The following is a 20,954-nucleotide window of genomic DNA, read 5'->3' as shown; positions in this document are numbered from 1 at the left end:
AACTGGGTGGCGGATGGTGGGTCGTGAGGGATTCGAACCTTCGACCAATTGGTTAAAAGCCAACTGCTCTACCACTGAGCTAACGACCCGCCGCCGGGTGCTTTGCAAGAGACCATTCCAGAGAATGGTGGGTCGTGAGGGATTCGAACCTTCGACCAATTGGTTAAAAGCCAACTGCTCTACCACTGAGCTAACGACCCTTGCGAAGCGGGACGTAAGATACCGCCGATCCCGTTTCGACGCAAGCCTTTTGCAAAAAAACTTCAAGTAAATGACCAGCTTGTCCGCTGGCACCTCGCGAAACGCCAGCGCCAGCGCGCGGCCAGCCCCTGTGACAAAGACACGCAAGCCCGCGATGGGCGCGGGCTTGCGGGTTACCACTTAGGTCGCACGAGCTTGTGGCACGTCCACGAGCTTATGCCATGTCAGTGAATGACGGCGCATCGCCGCCCTCACCGACTGCGCCATCAGCGCGGCTTGCGCGTACGCTGCGGCGGCTTCTTCATGGCGCGCACCGGACGACGCTTCTGCTTGTCGCGGCTCCAGCGGTTCTGCTCGTCCGGCGTCAGGGCCGGCGCCTTGCGATGCTCGAGACCAGCCAGCGTGGACAGTTCATCGATCTCGCTCTGCTCCATCTCCACCCACTCACCGGCGCGAGCGCGCTTGTCGAGGAAGATGTTGCCGTAGCGCACGCGCTTCAGGCGGCTGACGGTCAGGCCCTGGGAATCCCACAGACGGCGAACCTCACGGTTGCGGCCTTCCATGATCACGACGTGGAACCAGCTGTTGATGCCTTCGCCACCGAATTCCTGCACATCGGTGAAACGCGCCGGGCCATCTTCGAGCATCACGCCATTGACCATGTTGACGACGTGCTCGCGCTTGACCTCACCCATGACACGCACGGCGTACTCACGCTCGATCTGGGTCGACGGGTGCATCAGACGGTTGGCCAGCTCACCATCGGTGGTGAACAGCAACAGACCGCTGGTGTTGATGTCGAGACGACCGATCGCGATCCAGCGCTCGCCCTTCAGGCGCGGCAGACGCTCGAAGACGGTGCGGCGGCCTTCCGGGTCCTTGCGCGTGCACAGCTCGCCTTCCGGCTTGTTGTACATGATGACGCGACGCGCCGTCTCTTCCGCGCCCTTCAGGCTCTGCGGGCGATCATCGAGGCTGACCTGGTCACGCGGGCCGACGCGATCGCCCAGCTGGGCGACCTTGCCGTTGACCTTGACGCGACCGGCGCTGATGGCGACTTCCATCTCACGGCGGGAGCCGAGACCGGAGCGCGCCAGCACCTTCTGCAGTTTCTCGTCCTCGACCAGCTTGTCGCCCTTGGCCTGCGGCGGCAGCGGACGCAGTTCCGGCGCGTCGGCGGCGGCCGGCTTCTTGCCGACATTGGCCTTGCTGCCGCGCGTGGACTTGCCGGTATCACGGGTCGGGCGGGCCTGCTCGCCACGCTTGTCGGCAGAATCTGCCGCGCGCTTGTCCGTGACATTCTTGTCCGCGAAGGCCTTGCCGGTCACGGCCTTGCCACCGGCGTGCTTGCCGCCAGCCTGCTTATTGCCTGCCTGGCTGCTGCCGGGGCGAGAGGTCTTGCGCTTATCAGAGTCTGTCTTGCTCATGACATGAACCATTTCATCTATAGGAGTTTCGCCTACGCAGGGTCGTCATCATCGACGGTCCCGGCAGCGGAGGAGTCGTGCGGCTGCGCATCGGCAGCGTCGTCATCCTCGTCTGCACCGCGCAAACGTTGGCTGAGGCGCGCTTCGAGTGTGGCGAAGTCGAACCCCGAGCCGGTGGACGCCATCCCGGCGTGGTCATTTTCCGCCTGTGAGGCGGAGGGTGCTGCTGTGTTCGGTGTGTCAGCCGAGGCGCCGGAGGTATCGAGTGCGCGCATCTTCAGCGCCTCTTCCAGCTGCTCGGCGGTGACGTCCGGCGGTTGCCAGTCGTCGGGCACCGGGGTGCCAGTGTCGGTCTCAAGACCTGTCTCAAGCCCTGTCTCAGCGCCTGACTCAGTCTTTCCCCCAGTCTTTTCCCCAGTCTCTGCGTCAGGTGCTGACTCAGGCGCTCTCTCACGCTCTGGATCGACCCCCGCATCAGCGCCGTCCGCCGGTGCCTCCTCCGCCTCGCCGTCCGGGTCATCCGGCAGCGGCAAGGTCTGAGAGGGCGGCACATCATACAGGTCTGCCTCGAGCTGTTCGAGTCCTTCGAAGCCTTTCAGTTCATGCACCGGCGGCAGCTCTTCCAGCGTCTTGAGCCCGAAGTCATCGAGGAACTGACGCGTGGTGGCGAATACCGCCGGACGCCCCGGCACATCACGGTGGCCGACCACTCTCACCCAGCCGCGCTCGACCAGGGTACGCATGATCGAGGAGCTGACCGTCACGCCACGCACCTGCTCGATATCGCCGCGGGTCACCGGTTGACGATAGGCCACCAGCGCCAGGGTCTCCAGCAAGGCGCGTGAATAACGTTGCGGGCGCTCTTCCCACAGCCGCGATACCCAGGGGGAATACTGCTGGCGAACGCGCAGCCGCCAGCCACTGGCGGTCTCGATCAGCTCCAGCGCGCTCTTGTCGGCCGGGTGACGCGCTTCCAGCTTGCCCAACGCCTCGCGCAGCGCAGGCCTGGTCGGGCTTGAATACTCATCGAACAGACCGGCCAGGCGCTCAAGCGTCAGCGGCTCGCCGGCGGCCAGCAGGGCCGCTTCGATGATCTGGTCCAGCGGGACATCGCGCAAACTCATGACGCCGCGTTCTCCTGCTCGTCGGATGGGGGTAAGGAAGGTGACGTCTGCGCATCATCAAACGCTGCGTCATCGTACGCTGCGTCATCGAACGCCCCCTGATCGGCCGCCACCTCGTCTTCGTCGGCGAATTCCAGCGCCAGCCAGTCCTCGTCATCCTCGGGGTCCGGTTCCGGCGTGCGGGCGCGCACGTGAATCGGTGACAGCGGCGCGTTCTGGACGATCTCGATCATCGACTCCTTGGCCAGCTCCAGAATCGCCATGAAGCTGACCACCACCCCGGCACGCCCTTCCTCGAGCGTGAACAGCTTCTCGAAGGGCGTGAAGTGCTCATGGGTCAACAGATTCATGATCGCCAGCATGCGCTCGCGAGTCGACATCACCTCACGCGAGATGGTGTGCGCCTGGACGAGGTCCGCCTGACGCAAGAGACCGGACAGCGCGCCGAGCAATTCCGACAGGTCGACATCAGGGTGCACCACCCGCGTCTCGAGCTCGGGCAGGTCTGCCGTGGCCACGAACCAGTCGCGGCCCTGACGCGGCATCTCATCCAGCCCTTCGGCGGCCAGCTTGGTCTGCTCGTATTCCTGCAGGCGGCGAATCAGCTCGGCGCGCGGGTCCTCTTCCTCGTCGTCATCAGTCGCCTTGGGCTGACGCGGCAGCAGGCTGCGCGACTTGATCTCCGCCAGCATCGCGGCCATCAGCAGGTATTCACCGGCCAGATCGATCTGCATGGCGTGCATCAGCTCGACATACTCGATGTACTGGTGGGTGATGGCCGCGACATTGATGGCGAGGATATCGAGATTCTGGCGACGGATGAGGTAGAGCAGCAGGTCCAGCGGCCCCTCGAAGGTCTCGAGAAAGACACGCAGCGCCTCCGGCGGGATGTACAGGTCCTGCGGCATCTCGGTGAGCGCGGTGTCGTTGACGCGCGCCAGCACCGTCGACGCCGCCGTCGGGGGCGTGACGAGAGGAGCGGGCTGATGCCCATCGGTGAGGGCAAAACTGGCGCCATCGAGCAGGTCGCTCATGACATCTCCTGCAGGAGGCGGGTGAAGGTGGGTCTGGGGGACGGGCATTCTAGCGGCTCGCGCCCCATCCCCCAAGTCTTTACGCCGCCGGTGATACGCCGGGGCCGCGCTCGGCGCCGCCCGCCTCTAGCGATAGGTCAGGCCGATCACGCGCCGCAGCTCATCCAGGGTGTCGCGCACGGTGTCGCGGGCCCGCTCGGCGCCTTCTGTCATCATGGTGCGCACCTTGCCATGCTCCCCTTCCAGTGCCTCGGCACGCTCACGAATCGGCGTCAGCGCTGCGTCGACATGCTCGATCAGACAGCCCTTGCAGTCCAGGCAGCCGATGCTGGCATCACGGCAGCCTTCCTCTGCCCACTGGCGGTCCGAGGCGGGCGTGAAGCTTTCATGCAGCGTCCACAGCGGGCAGCGCTGCGGGTCGCCGGGGTCCTTGCGACGCACGCGCGCAGGGTCGGTGGGCATCTCGCGCACGCAGGCCGCGATATCGTCGCGCCCGCTGCGCAGGAAGATGGCGTCTTCCCGTGCGGCCTTGTGCGTCTTGAGCTCCATGCCCAGCAGCGGCTCGACCTCACCCTGCCAGTGTTCCGGCTCGCCGAGGATGCGCCGCCCGCCACCTTCCAGATAGCCGAGCAGGCGCTCCTGCTGGTTGCGGTTGAGCTTGCTGGTCTCGGCCAGCAGGCCGCGCGCACGCTCGAAGGCCTCGAGATCGCCCTCTTCCTGATAGTCGCTCAACCATTCGCGATACAGGCGACCGCTCTTCTTGCCCAGGCGCGCGATGGCGCGTTCGGCCTGCTCCTCGAAGCCGGCATCGCGGCCATAGCGATGATTGAAGCGTCGGGCGACCTCACGGGTGAACTCGATATGCGCACGCTGCTCGGGGCCGGCGGGCACCACCTGCCCCCGCAGCGCCAGAATGTCGGCCGCCTGCATCAGGGGCGCACCGAGCATGGCCAGGCTGGCGCCCTGCTGCTCACCGAGCCCGGCGACCATCTCGCGGTAGCTGGGCAGACGCTCCAGCCAGGCCTTGGGCGTGACGCTGGCCAGGATCATGTGCACGTCGGTCAGCTCCGGCACCCACGACTGGATGAACAGGGTAGCGACCTTGGGGTTGACCCCACAGGCGAGACAGTCGATCACCATCGCCCAGCTGTATTGCTCGATCTCGTGAGGCGCGTGACCGCTGACCGCCAACGCGTTCCAGTCGGCGACCAGAAAATAGGCATCGTGATGGTATTGCAGCTCGGTCCAGCGCCGGATCACTGATTGATAGTGTCCGAGTTGCAGGTGTCCGGTGGGGCGTAAGCCGGACACCAGCCTGGCCGAGGTATCGGTGGCACTCACCTTGTGAGTTCTCCCTGAGGCGTATGAAGCCGCCAGTCTAGCAACCCGAGGCCCCGATCAGCATCCCCGCGACGTCGTGTCCCTGACAACATGCGCCACGCGACCGGATCACGCAGCGGCCAGCGCGCCTGTCAGCCGGCGGCGATGCCGGTGCGATAGCGCCCGGCGTAGTCGAACAGCTTGTCGCGGATCTGCCAGTAACGCCCGCTCTTGCGCCCGATGACGAAGTCCGGCGCCTTGAGACGCTCCTCGCCCGCCAGCACCTCGGCGATGTCCTTCGGCGCCCAGTCACTGCCCGGCGCGCGCAGATGACGCGCGAGGAAGCTCAAGCGGAAGGCGTGACGCTGGGCGGAGGTCTCGAGCGCGAACCACTCGGACAGATCGGTGCCATCCTCGTCGTAATAGGTCACCTTCAAGCGTGGCAGACCGCGCCCGTTGCGCGCCTCCTCCAGCTGCCAGCCGCTGACGCGCAGCACCCGCGCATCACGCAGCTTGAGCGCATCGCGCAGCTTGTCATCCGGGTCGACCAGCCGTGCCTGACAGGCGTGACAATGGCGGGCGGCGATGTCATTGGCCTCGCCACACTGCGGGCAGGCCTTGGCACGATAGCGGAAGTCGCACTGCACCAGCGGCCTGCCCTCGCCCTCCGGCGACTCGACCAGCCCCTGACACCGGCGCCCGAAGTGCTCGACCACCAGCTCGCCATCCTTGCGTCCCCAGAAAAGATTGGCGTTGCCGCACACCGGGCACTCGACCTGGACGATCTCGGTGTCGCCAGCCGGCTTCGGCGTCGCCACCTCCGGCGCGTAGAGGTCCCAGGGATTGCCGGCGTAGTCGAGAATCAGACAGTTCGTCTTGCCGGGACTCAGACGCAGGCCGCGCCCGACGATCTGCTGGTAGAGACTGACGGATTCCGTGGGCCGCAGGATGGCGATCAGATCGACATGCGGCGCATCGAAGCCGGTGGTGAGCACCGCGACATTGACCAGATACTTGAGCTGCTGGGCCTTGAAGGCATTGATCAGCCGCTCGCGCTCCTCGCCGGGGGTCTCACCGGTGATCAGCGCCGCCTCGTCGTCAGGCAGGAGTGCGGTGACTTCCTCGGCATGCTCGACGGTGGAGCAGAACACCATCACGCCGCGCCGCTCGCGTGCCTGGGCGACGATATCCAGCACGATGCCCGGCGTCGCGCGGGAGCCCTGCACCACCTCGTTGAGCTCCGCCTCCTGGAAGCTGCCGCCGATACCGGGCGCCAGCTGCGAGAAGTCATAGCGCGCCACCGCGACATCGACGCGCCGCGGCTCACTCAGAAAGCCCTGCCGCACCATCAGGCGCAGCGGCTGCTCGAAGACGCAATCACGGAAGAAGCAGTCATCATCACCCCGCACCATGCCGTGATAGTGACGGTGGAAGATGAATCCCTGACCGAGGCGATACGGCGTCGCCGTCAGTCCCAGCACCTTGAGGCGCGGATTGTGCTCGCGCAGATGATTGATGACCTTGCGATAGCTGGCGTCCTTCTCCAGCGAGACCCGGTGACACTCATCGATCACCAGCAGCGTGAAGGGCGCCGCCTGAGCATCAGTCGTCGGCTCAGCCGGCGTGAAGGCATCAAGATTGCGCACCACTGACTGCACCGAGCCGAACACCACCTGACGCGAGGCCTGCTTGCGCTTGAGGCCGGCACTGAAGATGTCGGCGTCCTTGCCATAGGATTCGTACTTGGCGTGGTTCTGCTCGACCAGCTCGCGCACATGCGCCAGCACCAGCACACGGCCACGCGCGATACGCGCAAGCTCCGCGATCACCAGCGACTTGCCGCTGCCGGTGGGCAGCACGATCACCGCCGCCTCATCACTGCGGCGAAAGTGCTCGACGGTACGCCGCACGGCCTCCTGCTGATACGGACGCAGCTCAAACATGCAGCGCCGTCCAGCGAGATACGCGAGTGGGAGCGCTGCCGGCAGGCAGGCCCAGGGACGTGAGGGCTGACAGGGACGTGAGGGCTGACAGGGACGTGAGGGCTGACAGGGACGTGAGGGCTGAGAGGAACATTGACATCAAGGGGCCGCCGAATCGCAGGAAGGGACAATGCCCCCATTATCCGCATCAGCGACTGCAGCGGCAAAGTGGGTGTGGATAACCTGAGCCCGCCAACCTTGGCCCGTAAGTCTTGACCCGTCAGGATCAGAAGCGCGGCGCGCGTCCCTCGAGCTTGGCCTTGATGCACTCGGTCTGCTCCGCGCGCCCCAGCAGCGAGGACTGCAGTTCTGCCTCAAGCGCCAGCGCCTCGGCTTCCGGCGCCGCGAGGGCCTCGTCATAGAGACGCGTGATGGCGCGGATGGCGCTGGGAGAGCGCCCGGCAATCTGGCGCGCCAGGGCCAACGCCTCCTCCTGTGGGCTGGAGATGATGCGCGTGACCAGGCCGGCACTCTGCGCCTCGTTGGCCTCGACCTTGCGCCCGCTCCACGTCAGCTCGTGCAGCCAGTCCGGTCGCACGCCACGCGCAGTGACACTGATGCCCATGTCCGGAATGATGCCCCAATCGATCTCGAGCACCGCCAGGCGCGCATCAGGATCACACAGGCGGATGTCCGCCCCCAGCGCGATCTGCAGGCCGCCACCGAAGACATTGCCATGCAAGGCGGCGATGACCGGCACCCCGACATCTCGCCAGCCCAGCGCCAGCTGCTGCACGGTATTGCGCTGCGGCGCACAGCCATTGGCCCCCGCGACCAGCAACTGCGGCACGCGAGCGGCGTCGCCCATGATGGCGGCGATATCCAGCCCCGCACAGAAACTGGGCCCCTCGCCCGACAGCACGATGGCGCGCAGGCCTGATTCCCGGGCGCGGGCATGCAATTCCTGCTGTACCGCCAGCAGGGCATCGATCATCTTCCAGTCGATGCCGTTGTGCTTGTCAGGGCGATTGAGGCGCACGTCGGCGACATGCTCACTGATCGAGAGGGTCACATAACGTTCAGGCGTGAGGTGGGTAGCGTCAGACATGGCGGTCTCCCTGCGACGGATAACGAGCAAGCACGCGCTCGAACGATTTCACGACAGTGCCGAGCGATGGCACTCATCCAGTGATAAACCCAAAAGGCGCAGGCAACCACACTGCGTTCGTCGAGCTGCCCGCGGGCATGACTCGCTACGTCTCAGTGTGACTGCCTGCGCCCGGTTGTTGAACGGTCGTTTGGTCGCAGAAGTGACGATGGTCTACTCGCGCTTGGCGCCCGACACCTCTGACAGCGATCGCGGCTGGAAGCTCTCGGCCTGGGCCATCGCCCAGACACGACGATAGAAGGGATAGTCATCCCCTTGCGTCAGCAGTGCGCCCTTGGTCAGGAAGGGATGCAGGTGCGAGAACAGCTTGACCTCATTCTCGGAGACACGATGCACCAGGTGGTCCGGGGTGATCTGCCAGGGCGTATGCAGGCCCGCCGCCGACAGGATCTCGGCCAGCGCATGCAGGGTGTTGTGATGGAAGTGACGCACCTGATCGGCCTTGTCTTCCACGACCAGCGATTTCTGGCGCAGATCATCCTGGGTGGCGATCCCCGTCGGGCACTTGTTGGTGTGACAGCTCAGTGACTGGATGCAGCCCAGCGCGAACATGTAACCGCGTGCGGCATTGACCCAGTCCGCCCCAAGCGCCATCACGCAGGCGATATCGAAGGCACTGATGATCTTGCCGCTGACCCCGATGCGCACCTCATCACGCAGCCCTGCGCCCACCAGCGAGTTGTGGACAAACTGCAGCCCTTCACGCAGCGGGGTGCCGAGGTGGTCGGTGAATTCGGTCGGCGCGGCGCCGGTGCCGCCCTCACTGCCATCGACGACGATGAAATCGGGCACGATCCCCGTCTCGAGCATCGCCTTGACGATGGCCATGAACTCCCACGGCTGACCGAGGCACAGCTTGAAGCCCACCGGCTTGCCACCCGACAGCTCGCGCAGGCGCTGGATGAAGCTCAACAGCTCAAGCGGTGTGGAGAACTCACCGTGGTTGGAGGGCGAGATGCAGTCCTTGCCCATCGGAATCCCGCGCGTCTCGGCGATCTCCTCGCTGATCTTGCTGGCCGGCAACACGCCCCCGTGGCCGGGCTTGGCACCCTGGCTGAGCTTGATCTCGATCATCTTGACCTGCTCGCTGGCCGCCTGACGGGCAAACTTCTCGCCATCGAAGCGCCCTTCCTCGTCGCGGCAGCCGAAGTAGCCACTGCCCAGCTCCCAGATCAGATCGCCCCCGAATTCGCGGTGATAGGGACTGATGCTGCCTTCGCCGGTGTCATGGGCGAAGTTGCCCAGCCTGGCGCCCTTGTTCAGGGCGCGGATGGCATTGGCGCTCAAGGAGCCGAAGCTCATCGCCGAGATATTGAACAGCGAGGCATTGTAAGGATGCGAGCACTGGGAGTTGCCGACGTTGAGACGAAAGCCCTTGGGGTCCGGCACGCTCGAGGTCTGCATGGAGTGGCCGATGAACTCATAGCTGTCGGAATAGACATCGAGCAAGGTGCCGAACGGCTGGGAGGAGTTGTGCTGACGGCCACGCGCATAGACCAGCTCGCGCTGCTTGTGGGAAAACGGCAGCTGATCGGTGTCCGACTCGAACAGGTACTGACGCATTTCCGGACGCAGCGCCTTGAACAGATAACGCATGTTGCCGATCACCGGATAGTTGCGACGCACGGCGTAATCCGGCTGCTGCATGTCGTAGATGCCGACGGCGACCAGAAAGGCCATCAGCAGCGTCAGCGGCCATATCCAGGGCGTCAGCTCCGACAGCCCCAGGCAGACCAGCAAGCCGAGGACACAGAGCCCGAAGACGGAGTAGCGAGGTAACAGCGACCATTTCAGTTTCATCAAGGCTTCCTTTGCCAGCGAACAGCAATGTCAGGGCTGTCGTTGTGGGAGGGTCAGGGGTTGCGGCCAGGGGTTGTGATCAAGAGTCGCGACCACGGGTTGCGTCCAGTGCGGCGGCCACGGAACACGCCATGCCTGTCAGGGAGGCATCATCATCGATAGCGATGGCGACATCACGATGACGCCAGCCTGCCGTATGCCGGGCCGACTGTCCTGCTCAACGGTGGAACCCGCTGTTGAGCCAGTCGCACCACGATGCTTTCGGCATGCCTGTAAACAAGAAGACGCCCTCGTGGCGTGAACCACGAAGGCGTCTCCCGTTACTGCATTTCGCCACTGGTGGCGTGCGCCAGCCTCATCGGCCGATGAGGCCGAGTCGCTGGCGCGTCACGTCGCTCAGTCAACCCAGCGACGGGCATTGCGGAACATGCGCAACCAGGCGCCATCCTGCTGCCAGTCGTCCGGACGCCAGGAGTTGGTGACGGCACGCGCCACACGCTCCGGGTGCGGCATCATGATGGTCACGCGACCATCATCGGTGGTCAGACCTGTGATGCCGGACGGCGAGCCGTTCGGGTTGGCCGGATAACGCGTGGTGGTCTGGCCGTAGTTGTCGACGTAACGCAGCGCGACCTGGCCGCTGCTCTGCATCTTGCGCAGGTGAGCGCTGTCGCGGAACTCGGCACGCCCTTCGCCATGCGCGATGGCGATCGGCAGGCGCGAGCCTTCCATGCCATCGAGGAACAGCGAGGCGCTCTTCTCGACTTCGACCATCGCGACACGGGCCTCGAACTGCTCGGACTCGTTGCGCACGAAGCGCGGCCAGGCCTCGGCACCCGGGATCAGCTCCTTGAGCTGGGAGAGCATCTGGCAACCGTTGCAGACGCCCAGCGCGAAGCTGTCGTCACGGTTGAAGAAGCGCTCGAACTGTTCACGCGCACGCGCATTGAACAGCACTGACTTGGCCCAGCCACCGCCAGCGCCCAGCACGTCACCGTAGGAGAAGCCGCCACAGGCGACCAGGCCCCGCATGGTGTCCAGATCGACACGCCCTTCGAGGATGTCGCTCATGTGGACATCGACGGCCTCGAAGCCGGCACGGTCGAAGCTTGCCGCCATCTCGAGCTGACCATTGACGCCCTGCTCGCGCAGGATCGCCATGCGCGGACGTGCACCGGTGTTCAGGTACGGCGCCGCGATATCCTCGTTGACGTCGAAGGTGGCCTGGGCGGTCAGGCCCGGGTCACGCACGTCGTTGATGGACTCGAATTCGCTCTTGGCGCAATCGGCGTTGTCACGTGCGGCCTGCATGCGATAGCTGGTCTCGGCCCACAGGCGCTCGGCACTGGCGCGGGTGGTGGAGAGCAGGTTCTGGCCCAGCAGCGTGATGTTGATCTGCTCATCGGCACGCGGCGTGGCGATCACGCCACTGTGCTCGAGGCCCACGGCCTTGAGCTCGGCGAGGATGGACTCGGTATGCTCGCGACGCACCTGCACCACGGCACCCAGTTCTTCGGCGAACAGCGCGCCGGTGGCCTGACCCGGCTCGGCGGCGGTCCAGTCGAGGGAGATATCGAGACCGACACGTCCCGCGAAGGACATTTCCATCAAGGTGGTCAACAGACCACCGTCGCTGCGGTCGTGATAGGCCAGCAGCTTGCCTTCGACATTGAAGCGCTGGATGGCCTCGAAGAAGTGCTTGAGGTCTTCGGGCTTGGCAAGATCCGGCGCTTCGTTGCCGACCTGACCATAGACCTGCGCCAACGCGGAGCCACCGAGGCGGTGAGCGCCATGGCCGAGATCGATCAGGATCAGATCTGTCTCCACGGCCTCGCCATTCAGCGTGCGACGCAGCTGCGGCGTGAGGGTACGCATGGCATCGGTGACCGGCGCGAAGCCTGTCATCACCAGCGACAGCGGCGCGGTGATCGACTTGTCTTCGCCGTTCTCGTCCTGCCAGGCGGTGCGCATGGACATGGAGTCCTTGCCGACCGGAATGGTCAGGTCCAGCGCCGGGCACAGTTCCATGCCGACGGCGTGGACGGCCTCGTAGAGCGCCTGATTCTCGCCGGTGTGATCGGCAGCGCTCATCCAGTTGGCGGACAGCTTGATGTCAGACAGCTTGGCGATCGGCGCGGCGGCCAGGTTGGTGATCACCTCGGCCACGGCCAGACGCGCGGACGCGGCCGGCGAGATCAGTGCGACCGGCGTACGCTCGCCCATCGCCATCGCTTCACCGACATGGCTGTCGAGGGAGCTGGTGGTGACGGCGCAATCGGCCACCGGCACCTGCCACGGACCGACCATCTGGTCGCGCGCGACCATACCGGTGATCGAGCGGTCACCGATGGTGATCAGGAATTTCTTGGAGGCGACGGTGGGCAGCTGCAGCACACGGGTCATCGCTTCGCGCGGGTCGAGGTTGTCGAGACCCAGCGCCGGCAGTTCCAGCGTCTGGCGCTCGAAGCTGCGTGACATCTTGGGCGGCTTGCCGAACAGCACGTCCATCGGCAGATCGACCGGACGCGTATCGAAGTGACCATCCTTGACGACCAGCTCGTGCTCCTCGAGGGCTTCACCGACCACGGCGTACAGGCAACGCTCACGCTCGCACAGGGCTTCGAAGGTGGCCAGATTCTCCGGCGCCACCGCCAGCACGTAACGTTCCTGGGATTCGTTGCACCAGATTTCCAGCGGGCTCATGCCGGATTCGGCGCTCGGCACGGCGCGCAGGTCGAACAGGCCACCGCGACCGCCATCCTTGACCAGCTCCGGCAGTGCGTTGGACAGACCGCCCGCGCCGACGTCGTGGATGAAGCAGATCGGGTTCTTGTCATCCAGCGCCCAGCAGCGATCGATGACTTCCTGCACGCGACGCTCCATCTCGGCGTTGTCACGCTGCACGGAGGCGAAATCGAGGTCTTCGCTGGAGCTGCCGGAGGCCATGGAAGAGGCAGCACCGCCGCCCAGACCGATCAGCATCGCCGGGCCGCCCATCACGATCAGCTTGGCGCCGACCGGAATATCGCCCTTCTCGACGTGCTGGCTGCGGATGTTGCCGTAACCGCCGGCGAGCATGATCGGCTTGTGATAGCCACGACGCTCGATGCCGCCGGCACCGAAGGCATCCTGCTCGTAGGTACGGAAGTAGCCGCTGAGGTTGGGACGGCCGAATTCGTTGTTGAACGCAGCGCCCCCGATCGGGCCTTCGAGCATGATGTCGTAGGCGGTCTTGATGCGCTCCGGCTTGCCGTAGTCGTGCTCCCACGGCTGTTCGAAGCCCGGGATACGCAGGTTGGAGACGCTGAAGCCGGTCAGACCCGCTTTCGGCTTGGAGCCGACACCGGTCGCACCTTCATCACGGATCTCGCCACCGGCACCGGTCGCGGCGCCCGGATAGGGAGCGATGGCGGTCGGGTGGTTGTGGGTCTCGACCTTCATCAGGATGTTGATCGGTTCCTGATGGTAGCGATAGATGTGGCCTTCGCCTGTCGGGAAGTAACGCCCGGCAGTCGGACCTTCCATCACGGCGGCGTTGTCACTGTAGGCGGACAGCACGCCATCCGGATGATGCTGGTAGGTGTTCTTGATCATCTTGAACAGCGAGTGCGACTGCGCCTCGCCGTCGATGGTCCAGTCCGCATTGAAGATCTTGTGGCGGCAATGCTCGGAGTTCGCCTGAGCGAACATCATCAGTTCGATGTCGGCAGGATTGCGGCCCAGAGTCTTGAAGGACTCGACCAGATAATCGATCTCGTCATCGGCCAGCGCCAGACCCAGGCTACCGTTGGCCTTGGCCAGGGCTTCGCGGCCACCGCCGAGGATGTCGACATGGGCAAGCTTGGCAGGTGCCTGATGCTGGAACAGACGTGCCGCGTCCTGAGTGCGGGTCAATACCGTCTCGGTCATGCGGTCGTGCAGTCGGGAGGACAGCGTGGCGAAGAGCTCTTCGCTCAGGGGCGCGTCCAGCTTGATGCGGTAGGCGATGCCACGCTCGAGGCGGCGGACTTGCGGCAGGCCGCAGTTGGCGGCGATATCCGTGGCCTTGGAAGACCAGGGAGACAGCGTGCCGAGGCGGGGGATGACGAGGAAGAGATGTCCTTCCGGAGCGCTCTCGTCACGACTGGGGCCGTAGTCCAGCAGGCGCTCCAGTGTTGTCCGATCGGAACTGCTCAGTTCACCATCGACCTCGGCCAGATGAAGGTACTCGGCATGAAGAGATTCCACCTCCGGCACCAGCTCGCGTAATGCAGCCAGTAGACGGGTGTGACGGAAGGCGGAAAGGGCAGGCGCGCCTCGCAGTTCGAGCATGGTCAGGGAAAGCCTCTGAAGCAGCGTGAACGGACAACCGCCAAACGGCGGCAGCAAGCGCATATCATACGTGAAAGGCGAGCCTTAACGAAGCCCGCAGGCGACATGCGTTGGATGACAGTGTGTTGAGCTGCCGGTATGGTGGAAGCCCTGCCGTGAATGATGCTGACGCATGCTCAAGACTTCGCCCTCTTCTCTCATTCCGCCCGTGCGACAGCTGCTGCGCCACGCGCGGCGTTTCCTCGTCGCGGCGCTGGCCCTCGCCTTGCTGATACTGCCCGAGCGCACCCTCATCGAGATGCCCACGCGGCTGGACGATGTCCGCGCGCGCGACTTCATTCAGGTCGCCACGCGCAATACCCCCACGACCTTCTATCGTGGCCGTCAGGGGCCTACCGGTTTCGAATACGAGCTGGCACGGGACTTCGCCGATTATCTTGGCGTGAGTCTGTCGATGGATTCCGAGCACAATATCGAGAGCCTGACCCAGAGCGTGCTCAATGATCAGGCCGATCTTGCGGCCGCGACCCTGCCGCTGGATCTCTCCGAACAGGACCTGCGCTTCTCGCGCCCCATCCTCGAATTGCAGGCGATGGTGGTCTATCGCCGCGGGATGCACCCGCCCAAGGAATTGAAGGATCTGGTCGGCAAGCGCATCGGCGTCATCAAGGGCGCCGGCACCAGCCTGGTACTGCGCGAAGTCCAGCAGGACATCCCCGAGCTCAGCTGGAAGGAAACCGGCGAGCTTGAGGTGGCGGACCTGCTGCAACGCATCGAGGAAGACAAGCTGGATGCGGCGGTCGTCTATGCCCATCAATTCAAGCTCAATCGCCTGTTCTTCCCCAATGTGGAGAACGGCTTCGACGTGGGCGATCCGCTGACCCTGGCCTGGGCCTTCCCCGCGCATGGCGACATCTCATTGCTGACCGCCGCCAATGATTTTCTCGAGACACGTCGCCAGGATGGCACCCTCGATCAATTGGTCGAGCGCTATTTCGGCCATGATGACTATCTCGAGTATGTCGGCGCACGGACCTTCATCCGCCAGGCACGCGACCGCCTGCCGCGTTATATCGACACCTTCAAGGAAGCCGCGCGCGAAACCGGCATCGACTGGAAACTGCTGGCCGCCACGGGCTATCAGGAATCGCACTGGCAGCCGAAGGCCACCTCTCCCACGGGGGTGCGCGGCCTGATGATGCTGACCAATGTGACGGCGCGCGAAATGAAGATCGCCAACCGTTTGGACCCCGTTCAGAGCATCGATGGTGGCTCACGCTATCTTGTGAGTATAAAGGGACGCTTGCCGGACGAGATCAAGGAACCGGATCGCACCTGGATGACGCTGGCAGCCTACAATGTCGGCCTGGGTCACCTGTTTGACGCCAGACGGATCGTGAAGATGAAGGGCGGCGACCCGAATCGCTGGAAGGATGTCCGCGAAGCCCTGCCCTTGCTGCAGAATCGTGAGTGGTACCAGAAAGTCCGTTATGGTTATGCACGTGGCGGAGAACCTGTCATCTATGTCCGCAATATCCGTCGTTATTATGAAATACTGAATTATGTTTACCGTAGCCAGCAGCAGTTCTATCAGCTGGATGAGCGTCCGATTACCGACGACGAAGGCGACAGCAACCCCTTCGATACAGTGCCTCCGATTCTCTGAGGATGGAGTTCGGACCGTCAGCACTCCGGTGCCTCAAGTGCACGCATCTTCACCACGCATCAAGAGCCTCTAAGGACAGGGAATGACACGCAGACTCGTCTTGATGTCGCTAAGCCTGATCGCGTTCGGCATCGCCTTGCTGGGGCTCTGGCCGTCTGCCGGCAATGAAGCCAATGCGCTGCTGCTGATGATGTTGACCCTGCAAGCCGCCGGCCAGGCTGCCTGGCATTGGCGCAATACCTCCCTCAGTCAGCTGTTCCTCAGCGCCTCATTGATCCTCAATATCCTGCTGATCTGCACCTTCCTGCTACCGGAAAGCTGGGTGGGGGTGGACCACTGGGGAGACCTGCTGATCAATCTGCCGGGCGATTGGCACATCGCCAATATCCGCCCGCCTATCCTGATCCTGTTCGCCTGTTTCGGCCTCACTACCTGCGCCCTGTTGCGCATGCGACTGGGGTTCGGCTCTGCCATCCAGCTGACGCAAGTCACGCTGCTGTTGCTGTTTGCCATGATGTCCGATGCCAGTCTTTCCGTCGCCAGCATGGTGCTGGCAGGCCCGGAACGCATCACGCTGACCAGCTTCGTCAGTCTGCTGTTGATCGCTCAATGGATCGATCTACAGCCGGCATTCATGCAGATGTGGCGCCGCAATCTCATACCGCTGATCATTTCCTCCTCGATCACCCTGGTCTGTCTGCTCGCCTGGCAGCAGCAGAGCCAGGACGAGAACAATCGCATCAACCAGTCGACCTACGTACTGGGCGACAAGATCGCCACGGAGCTGTCTCGCGAGATCAACGACCAGCTCAATGCGATGCGACGTTTCGCCGGTTTCTGGAGCCTGATGGGGCAGACACCGTCACGCGGAGAGTGGCAACGCCTGGCACGCAGCTATTACAAGGATTTCGATTACTTCCAGAACATCGCCTTCATCGACCCGGACAGCGTGATAACGCGCGTCTTCCCAGACAAGGGCCGCAATCATGATGTGCTGGGCGTACGCCTGCTGGATGCTCAGCCGGATACGCCGCTGCGCAACCCGCTGGAACTTGGCATCGAGGGCCATACCGGCATCATCGACCTGATTCAGGGCGGCAAGGGCATGGTGTCCTACCTGCCGGTGCGCGATCCTCGTGATGGCACCATCCTGGGGGCGATCGCCATGGTGGTGGATCTGGCCCCTCTGCTCGACAGGGCCATGGACACGGCACGCAATGAGGCATTTGCGGTCACCCTGTCAGAGCGCGGCAACATCTATATCCATGTCGGCCCGGAAAGCCGTCTGGCGCCCTGGGGCCATCGCATCCCCATCGAGCTGCCCGCCACCGACCTGACCCTGGGTCTGCAGCCGACACAGCAGTTCCTGGCGGCCACTCGCGGCCGTCTGCCGGAAGTGACGTTGCTGACGGGCATGCTGCTGGCCTATCTGCTCTTCCTGGTGATCTACATGTATCGCCGCGTCTCGCAGGAGCACGGCATCGTCAAGAATGCCAATGATGCACTTCGCGAAGAGATGGTGCGGCGAGAGCGACTGCAGAACGAGATCCAGTGGCTGGCGCGTCACGACGAGCTGACCCAGCTGCCCAATCGTCGCTATTTCCTCGAGCAGGTGCAGAGCTTCAGCGGCAAGATGCCTCTGACGGTCATGATTCTGGATATCGACTTCTTCAAGACGATCAACGACAAACTGGGTCACTTGGAGGGAGATCGCTACCTGCAGAAGATTGCCGCCGTCTCACGGGCGCCCGTGGAGTCTGCCGGCGGCATACTGGCGCGCTTCGGTGGCGAGGAGTTCGTGGTGTGCATTCCGGAATGCCCGCGCGCGGTAGGCCGCACTCTGGCGGAAGAGCTGCGGCGTGCCGTGCAGGCTGCAGGACTGCCGCAGCCCGCCACGGACAGCGTCGTCACGGTATCCGTGGGCATGGCATGCGTGGCGCGCGCTCCGTTGCGGCTGGATGCACTGTTGCAGGCAGCGGATGAGGCGCTGTATCGCGCCAAGTCCAGTGGTCGCAATCAGGTTCAGGTCGCTGCCTGACGACTCATGGAGACCAACACGATCGCAACGCGGAGAGATCTGTGCGAGCGGAACTGAGCGGAAAGACCTGCTCGGGCGGATCTGAGCGGAAGGTTCAGCATGAAAGGATCAGCGCGGAAGCTCACCGCGCCGCTCAGCGAAGAAGGACTTGAGCAAGCGCTTGGCCTGAGCGGCCAATAGCCCCCCTTCCACCTCGACGTGATGGTTATGCCAGGGCTGTGCAAACAGGTTGGCACGCGATTCCACCATGCCGGTCTTCGGCTCTGCCGCCCCGTAGACGACCCGCTTCACCCGCGCGTGGATCAAGGCGCCACTGCACATCATGCAGGGCTCCAGCGTCACATACAGCGTGCAATCGTCGAGACGATAGTTGCCGAGTCGGGCCGCCGCCGCGCGCAAGGCCTGCACCTCGGCATGTGCCGTCGGGTCCGGGGTGCTGACCGGCGCATTGTAGCCAGTGCCGATGATGTCGCCCTGGGGATCCACCACCACCGCGCCGACAGGCACCTCGCCAGCCTCGAATGCCAGCCGCGCCTGGTCCAGCGCCCGATGCATATAGTAATGATCCCCACGTGGCCCACTCCGGGCCTGCGGCGCTATCGCCAACTCGTCACTCACCGTTGTTCTCCGGTATCCTGAGGCCATTGTTTCGCTCACCATGATAACGGCTTGGCGCTCGCGCTTCCTCCTGCATTGCCCGACCCGCTCGGTCTGGCACTGCTCCGAGCGCCTGCCCCTCAGCACAAGGATAGATCCATGACCCAAACAGCTACTGCGCCTCTTGAGGCTCTGGTCACCCTGCTGGGTCTTGAGACCCTGGAAGAGAACCTGTTCAGAGGGCACAGTCAGGACCTCGGCTTCCCTCAGCTATTTGGTGGACAGGTACTCGGACAAGCGCTGTCCGCAGCGACACGCACGGTACCGGTCGAACGCCAGGTTCACTCTCTGCATGGCTACTTCCTGCGCCCGGGCGATGCCCACAAGCCTGTCATCTATCAGGTTGATGGCGTGCGTGATGGCGGCAGTTTCACGACCCGCCGCATCAGTGCCATCCAGAATGGCAAGACCATCTTCTTCTGCAGCGCCTCCTTCCATGGCAAGGAGGCGGGATTCGAGCATCAGCTCGCCATGCCCGATATCGAGTCCCCAGAGCAGTTGATCGAACAGGGGGCACGTATCGAGCGCTACGAAGGCCACCCCATCGAGTTCCTGCGCCTGAAGGCGCCGATCACGGCGAGTGATGATGACGCCTGCCCCCCACCACGCCAGCGGCTGTGGTTCCGACTGGCAGGCGAGCTGCCGGAAGATGATGCCCTACATCGCTACCTGCTGACTTACAGCTCCGACTTCAATCTGCTGGCGACAGGCCTCGGCGGACATGGTGTGCGGTTCGGTTCGCCCGAACTGCAAATGGCGAGCCTGGATCACTCGCTATGGTTCCACCGCGATGTACGCGTCAATGATTGGCTGCTCTACGAGATGGATAGCCCGTGGGCGGGAGGCGCACGCAGCTTCGCTCGCGGCAGCCTCTACAACCGGCACGGTGAACTGGTGGCATCCAGCGCCCAGGAAGGCCTGACACGCCTGCGCAAACGTCCCTGAACGAATCGCCCTGTGCGAATTGTCCTGTGCGAATTGTCCTGAGCGAATCGTCCTGAACAACAATGCCCCTCCTGAGACATTCTCAGGAGGGGCATTGTCATTTTTGGCTGCGTCTATCTACAACCTACAGCACTGAGAGTAGCGCACTGCGACTCACTATTATCGCGTCATTACGGGAGTCACTTCAGTGCTGTTCTGACGCGCGTGCAGTTTTCATCCCGATAGCGCTGCTTGTAGTCATTGCGCTGGGACTGCCAACTTCGCATCTGGCCCGACGACCCGCCGCCGCGACGCCTATCGGTATAATATTCGATCTTGTCCTTGATGAACTGACAGCGCTCTATCTTCCTCTCTCGCTCCCCGGCAGATGCCATTTCTGATGACATCAGCCCCATCAAAAGGGCCATCATCCCTGCCACTAGAAGTCTTGATAACGAATATGAAAAGCCCCTCGACATGTCGCCTCCTTGCGCCTGTTCATGGATAGCTTCAATGAGTGATATTCAATGACAGCGCAGACACCGAGCAGGTGCAGCAACAGCAAAGATATCTCCCGATAAAGATACCTCTCAACAGCGTGGAATGCCTGTCGATCAAGTACACTCAATGGAGCGTCAGAACGCTTTCCCAGTGATACTGATCCATAAATAAAGATGCCTCTATCACAGAAGTGATAGAGGCATCTTTGTCTCATATAGCTCATGTAGCCATGTCTTGTGCTATACGCATTTACCCCAGCACGGCAGTTCTTTTGCGCCAACTTTCCCTGAGCACGGCTTTTCCTGCACACAAAGAGAACCGCCCCTGTAGCAAGGCTACAGGGGCGGTTCGGTATAAGTGCCTGACGAACTTTTCATGACTGTCATGGGGCGGCCATCCGCGACTCTTGCAGGGAGAAACCCTACCTGGCGGGGCTATCACACCAATGATCTAGCAGCTTTCATCAGCAATTCTCGGCACAATTTGCTTGCACGAGGCTTTTTTGCGCCAATTTTTTCTGCGCACAAAGAGAACCGCCCCTGCAGCAAGGCTACAGGGGCGGTTCGGGATAAGTGCCTGACGATGACCTACTCTCACATGGAGAAACTCCACACTACCATCGGCGCTAAGCGGTTTCACTTCCGAGTTCGGCATGGGATCGGGTGGTTCACGCTCGCTATGGTCGTCAGGCGAAACGGTGGCATCTTGCGATGCCTGAGTCCCGAGGCTTGTGGCCTCGCGACTCGCAATATGAATCATGCTGACCGATATGTCTCGATCCTGTCGCAATCCCGGCGGTTTGCCTACGCAAACCCCTTGGGTGTTATATGGTCAAGCCTCACGGGCAATTAGTACTGGTTA

General features: G+C 63.3%; 12 protein-coding genes, 2 tRNA genes, 1 rRNA gene and 1 pseudogene. 3 read left to right on the top strand and 13 right to left on the bottom strand.

The window, feature by feature from the left end; all coding sequences use genetic code 11:
* Positions 1–14: 14 nt before the first annotated feature.
* From QD208_RS11205 to purL, 10 genes and pseudogenes are all read right to left on the bottom strand, one after another.
* Positions 15–89 (bottom strand) — tRNA-Lys (locus QD208_RS11205).
* 36 nt (positions 90–125) lie between these two features.
* Positions 126–200: transfer RNA gene (locus tag QD208_RS11200), tRNA-Lys, on the bottom strand.
* A gap of 267 nt (positions 201–467) precedes the next feature.
* Positions 468–1,328: a 23S rRNA pseudouridine(2605) synthase RluB gene (gene rluB, locus QD208_RS11195; protein WP_043336411.1), complete on the bottom strand. Its 861-nt coding sequence runs from the start codon at positions 1,326–1,328 to the stop codon at positions 468–470.
* A 902-nt stretch (positions 1,329–2,230) separates the two neighbouring features.
* Positions 2,231–2,752, bottom strand: a pseudogene (gene scpB / locus QD208_RS17675) (SMC-Scp complex subunit ScpB); the annotation flags it as partial.
* The gene (locus tag QD208_RS11185; protein ID WP_279836853.1) at positions 2,749–3,786 is read right to left on the bottom strand and encodes a ScpA family protein; all 1,038 of its coding nucleotides are present in this window, start codon (positions 3,784–3,786) and stop codon (positions 2,749–2,751) included. The pseudogene scpB and the gene QD208_RS11185, both read right to left, overlap by 4 nt.
* 126 nt (positions 3,787–3,912) lie before the next feature.
* On the bottom strand, positions 3,913–5,127 hold the full coding sequence (locus tag QD208_RS11180) for a hypothetical protein (protein WP_043336371.1): 1,215 nt from the start codon (positions 5,125–5,127) through the stop codon (positions 3,913–3,915).
* A gap of 131 nt (positions 5,128–5,258) precedes the next feature.
* A complete protein-coding gene (locus QD208_RS11175; protein ID WP_279836852.1) occupies positions 5,259–7,049 on the bottom strand; it encodes a DEAD/DEAH box helicase in 1,791 nt (596 codons plus the stop codon).
* Positions 7,050–7,314: 265 nt separating this feature from the next.
* Positions 7,315–8,136: a crotonase/enoyl-CoA hydratase family protein gene (locus QD208_RS11170; protein ID WP_131432728.1), complete on the bottom strand. Its 822-nt coding sequence runs from the start codon at positions 8,134–8,136 to the stop codon at positions 7,315–7,317.
* A 213-nt stretch (positions 8,137–8,349) separates the two neighbouring features.
* Positions 8,350–9,996: an FMN-binding glutamate synthase family protein gene (locus QD208_RS11165; RefSeq protein ID WP_199852285.1), complete on the bottom strand. Its 1,647-nt coding sequence runs from the start codon at positions 9,994–9,996 to the stop codon at positions 8,350–8,352.
* Positions 9,997–10,392: 396 nt separating this feature from the next.
* Entirely contained in the window at positions 10,393–14,307 is a 3,915-nt protein-coding gene (gene purL / locus QD208_RS11160) for a phosphoribosylformylglycinamidine synthase (protein WP_279836851.1), read from the bottom strand.
* A 172-nt stretch (positions 14,308–14,479) separates the two neighbouring features.
* Between purL and mltF the strand changes: the two genes are divergently transcribed.
* Both mltF and QD208_RS11150 read left to right on the top strand, forming a co-directional pair.
* Positions 14,480–15,973, top strand: coding sequence for a membrane-bound lytic murein transglycosylase MltF (mltF, locus tag QD208_RS11155; protein WP_082388806.1), 1,494 nt, complete (start codon positions 14,480–14,482; stop codon positions 15,971–15,973).
* 82 nt (positions 15,974–16,055) lie between these two features.
* Entirely contained in the window at positions 16,056–18,011 is a 1,956-nt protein-coding gene (locus QD208_RS11150; RefSeq protein ID WP_052384859.1) for a diguanylate cyclase, read from the top strand.
* A gap of 108 nt (positions 18,012–18,119) precedes the next feature.
* On the opposite strand, the gene tadA is transcribed toward QD208_RS11150, so the two are convergent.
* A complete protein-coding gene (gene tadA, locus QD208_RS11145; RefSeq protein WP_279836850.1) occupies positions 18,120–18,566 on the bottom strand; it encodes a tRNA adenosine(34) deaminase TadA in 447 nt (148 codons plus the stop codon).
* Positions 18,567–18,767: 201 nt separating this feature from the next.
* Here tadA and QD208_RS11140 point away from each other — a divergent pair, with 201 nt between their 5' ends.
* Positions 18,768–19,613 (top strand): acyl-CoA thioesterase II, encoded by an 846-nt coding sequence (locus tag QD208_RS11140; protein WP_248380608.1) that lies wholly within the window; start codon positions 18,768–18,770, stop codon positions 19,611–19,613.
* A 179-nt stretch (positions 19,614–19,792) separates the two neighbouring features.
* Here the strand turns inward: QD208_RS11140 and QD208_RS11135 are convergent, their stop codons facing one another.
* Complete coding sequence (locus tag QD208_RS11135) at positions 19,793–20,071, bottom strand: hypothetical protein (protein WP_054556829.1); 279 nt, start codon at positions 20,069–20,071, stop codon at positions 19,793–19,795.
* A 596-nt stretch (positions 20,072–20,667) separates the two neighbouring features.
* Positions 20,668–20,783, bottom strand: a 5S ribosomal RNA gene (rrf, locus tag QD208_RS11130).
* Positions 20,784–20,954: the final 171 nt, after the last annotated feature.

Origin of the sequence: Cobetia sp. 29-18-1 (assembly GCF_029846405.1) — a bacterium.
In the GTDB taxonomy this organism is placed as follows: domain Bacteria; phylum Pseudomonadota; class Gammaproteobacteria; order Pseudomonadales; family Halomonadaceae; genus Cobetia; species Cobetia amphilecti.
Note: the sequence above shows the minus strand (reverse complement) of the source record. Positions and strands in the feature narration are given on the sequence as shown.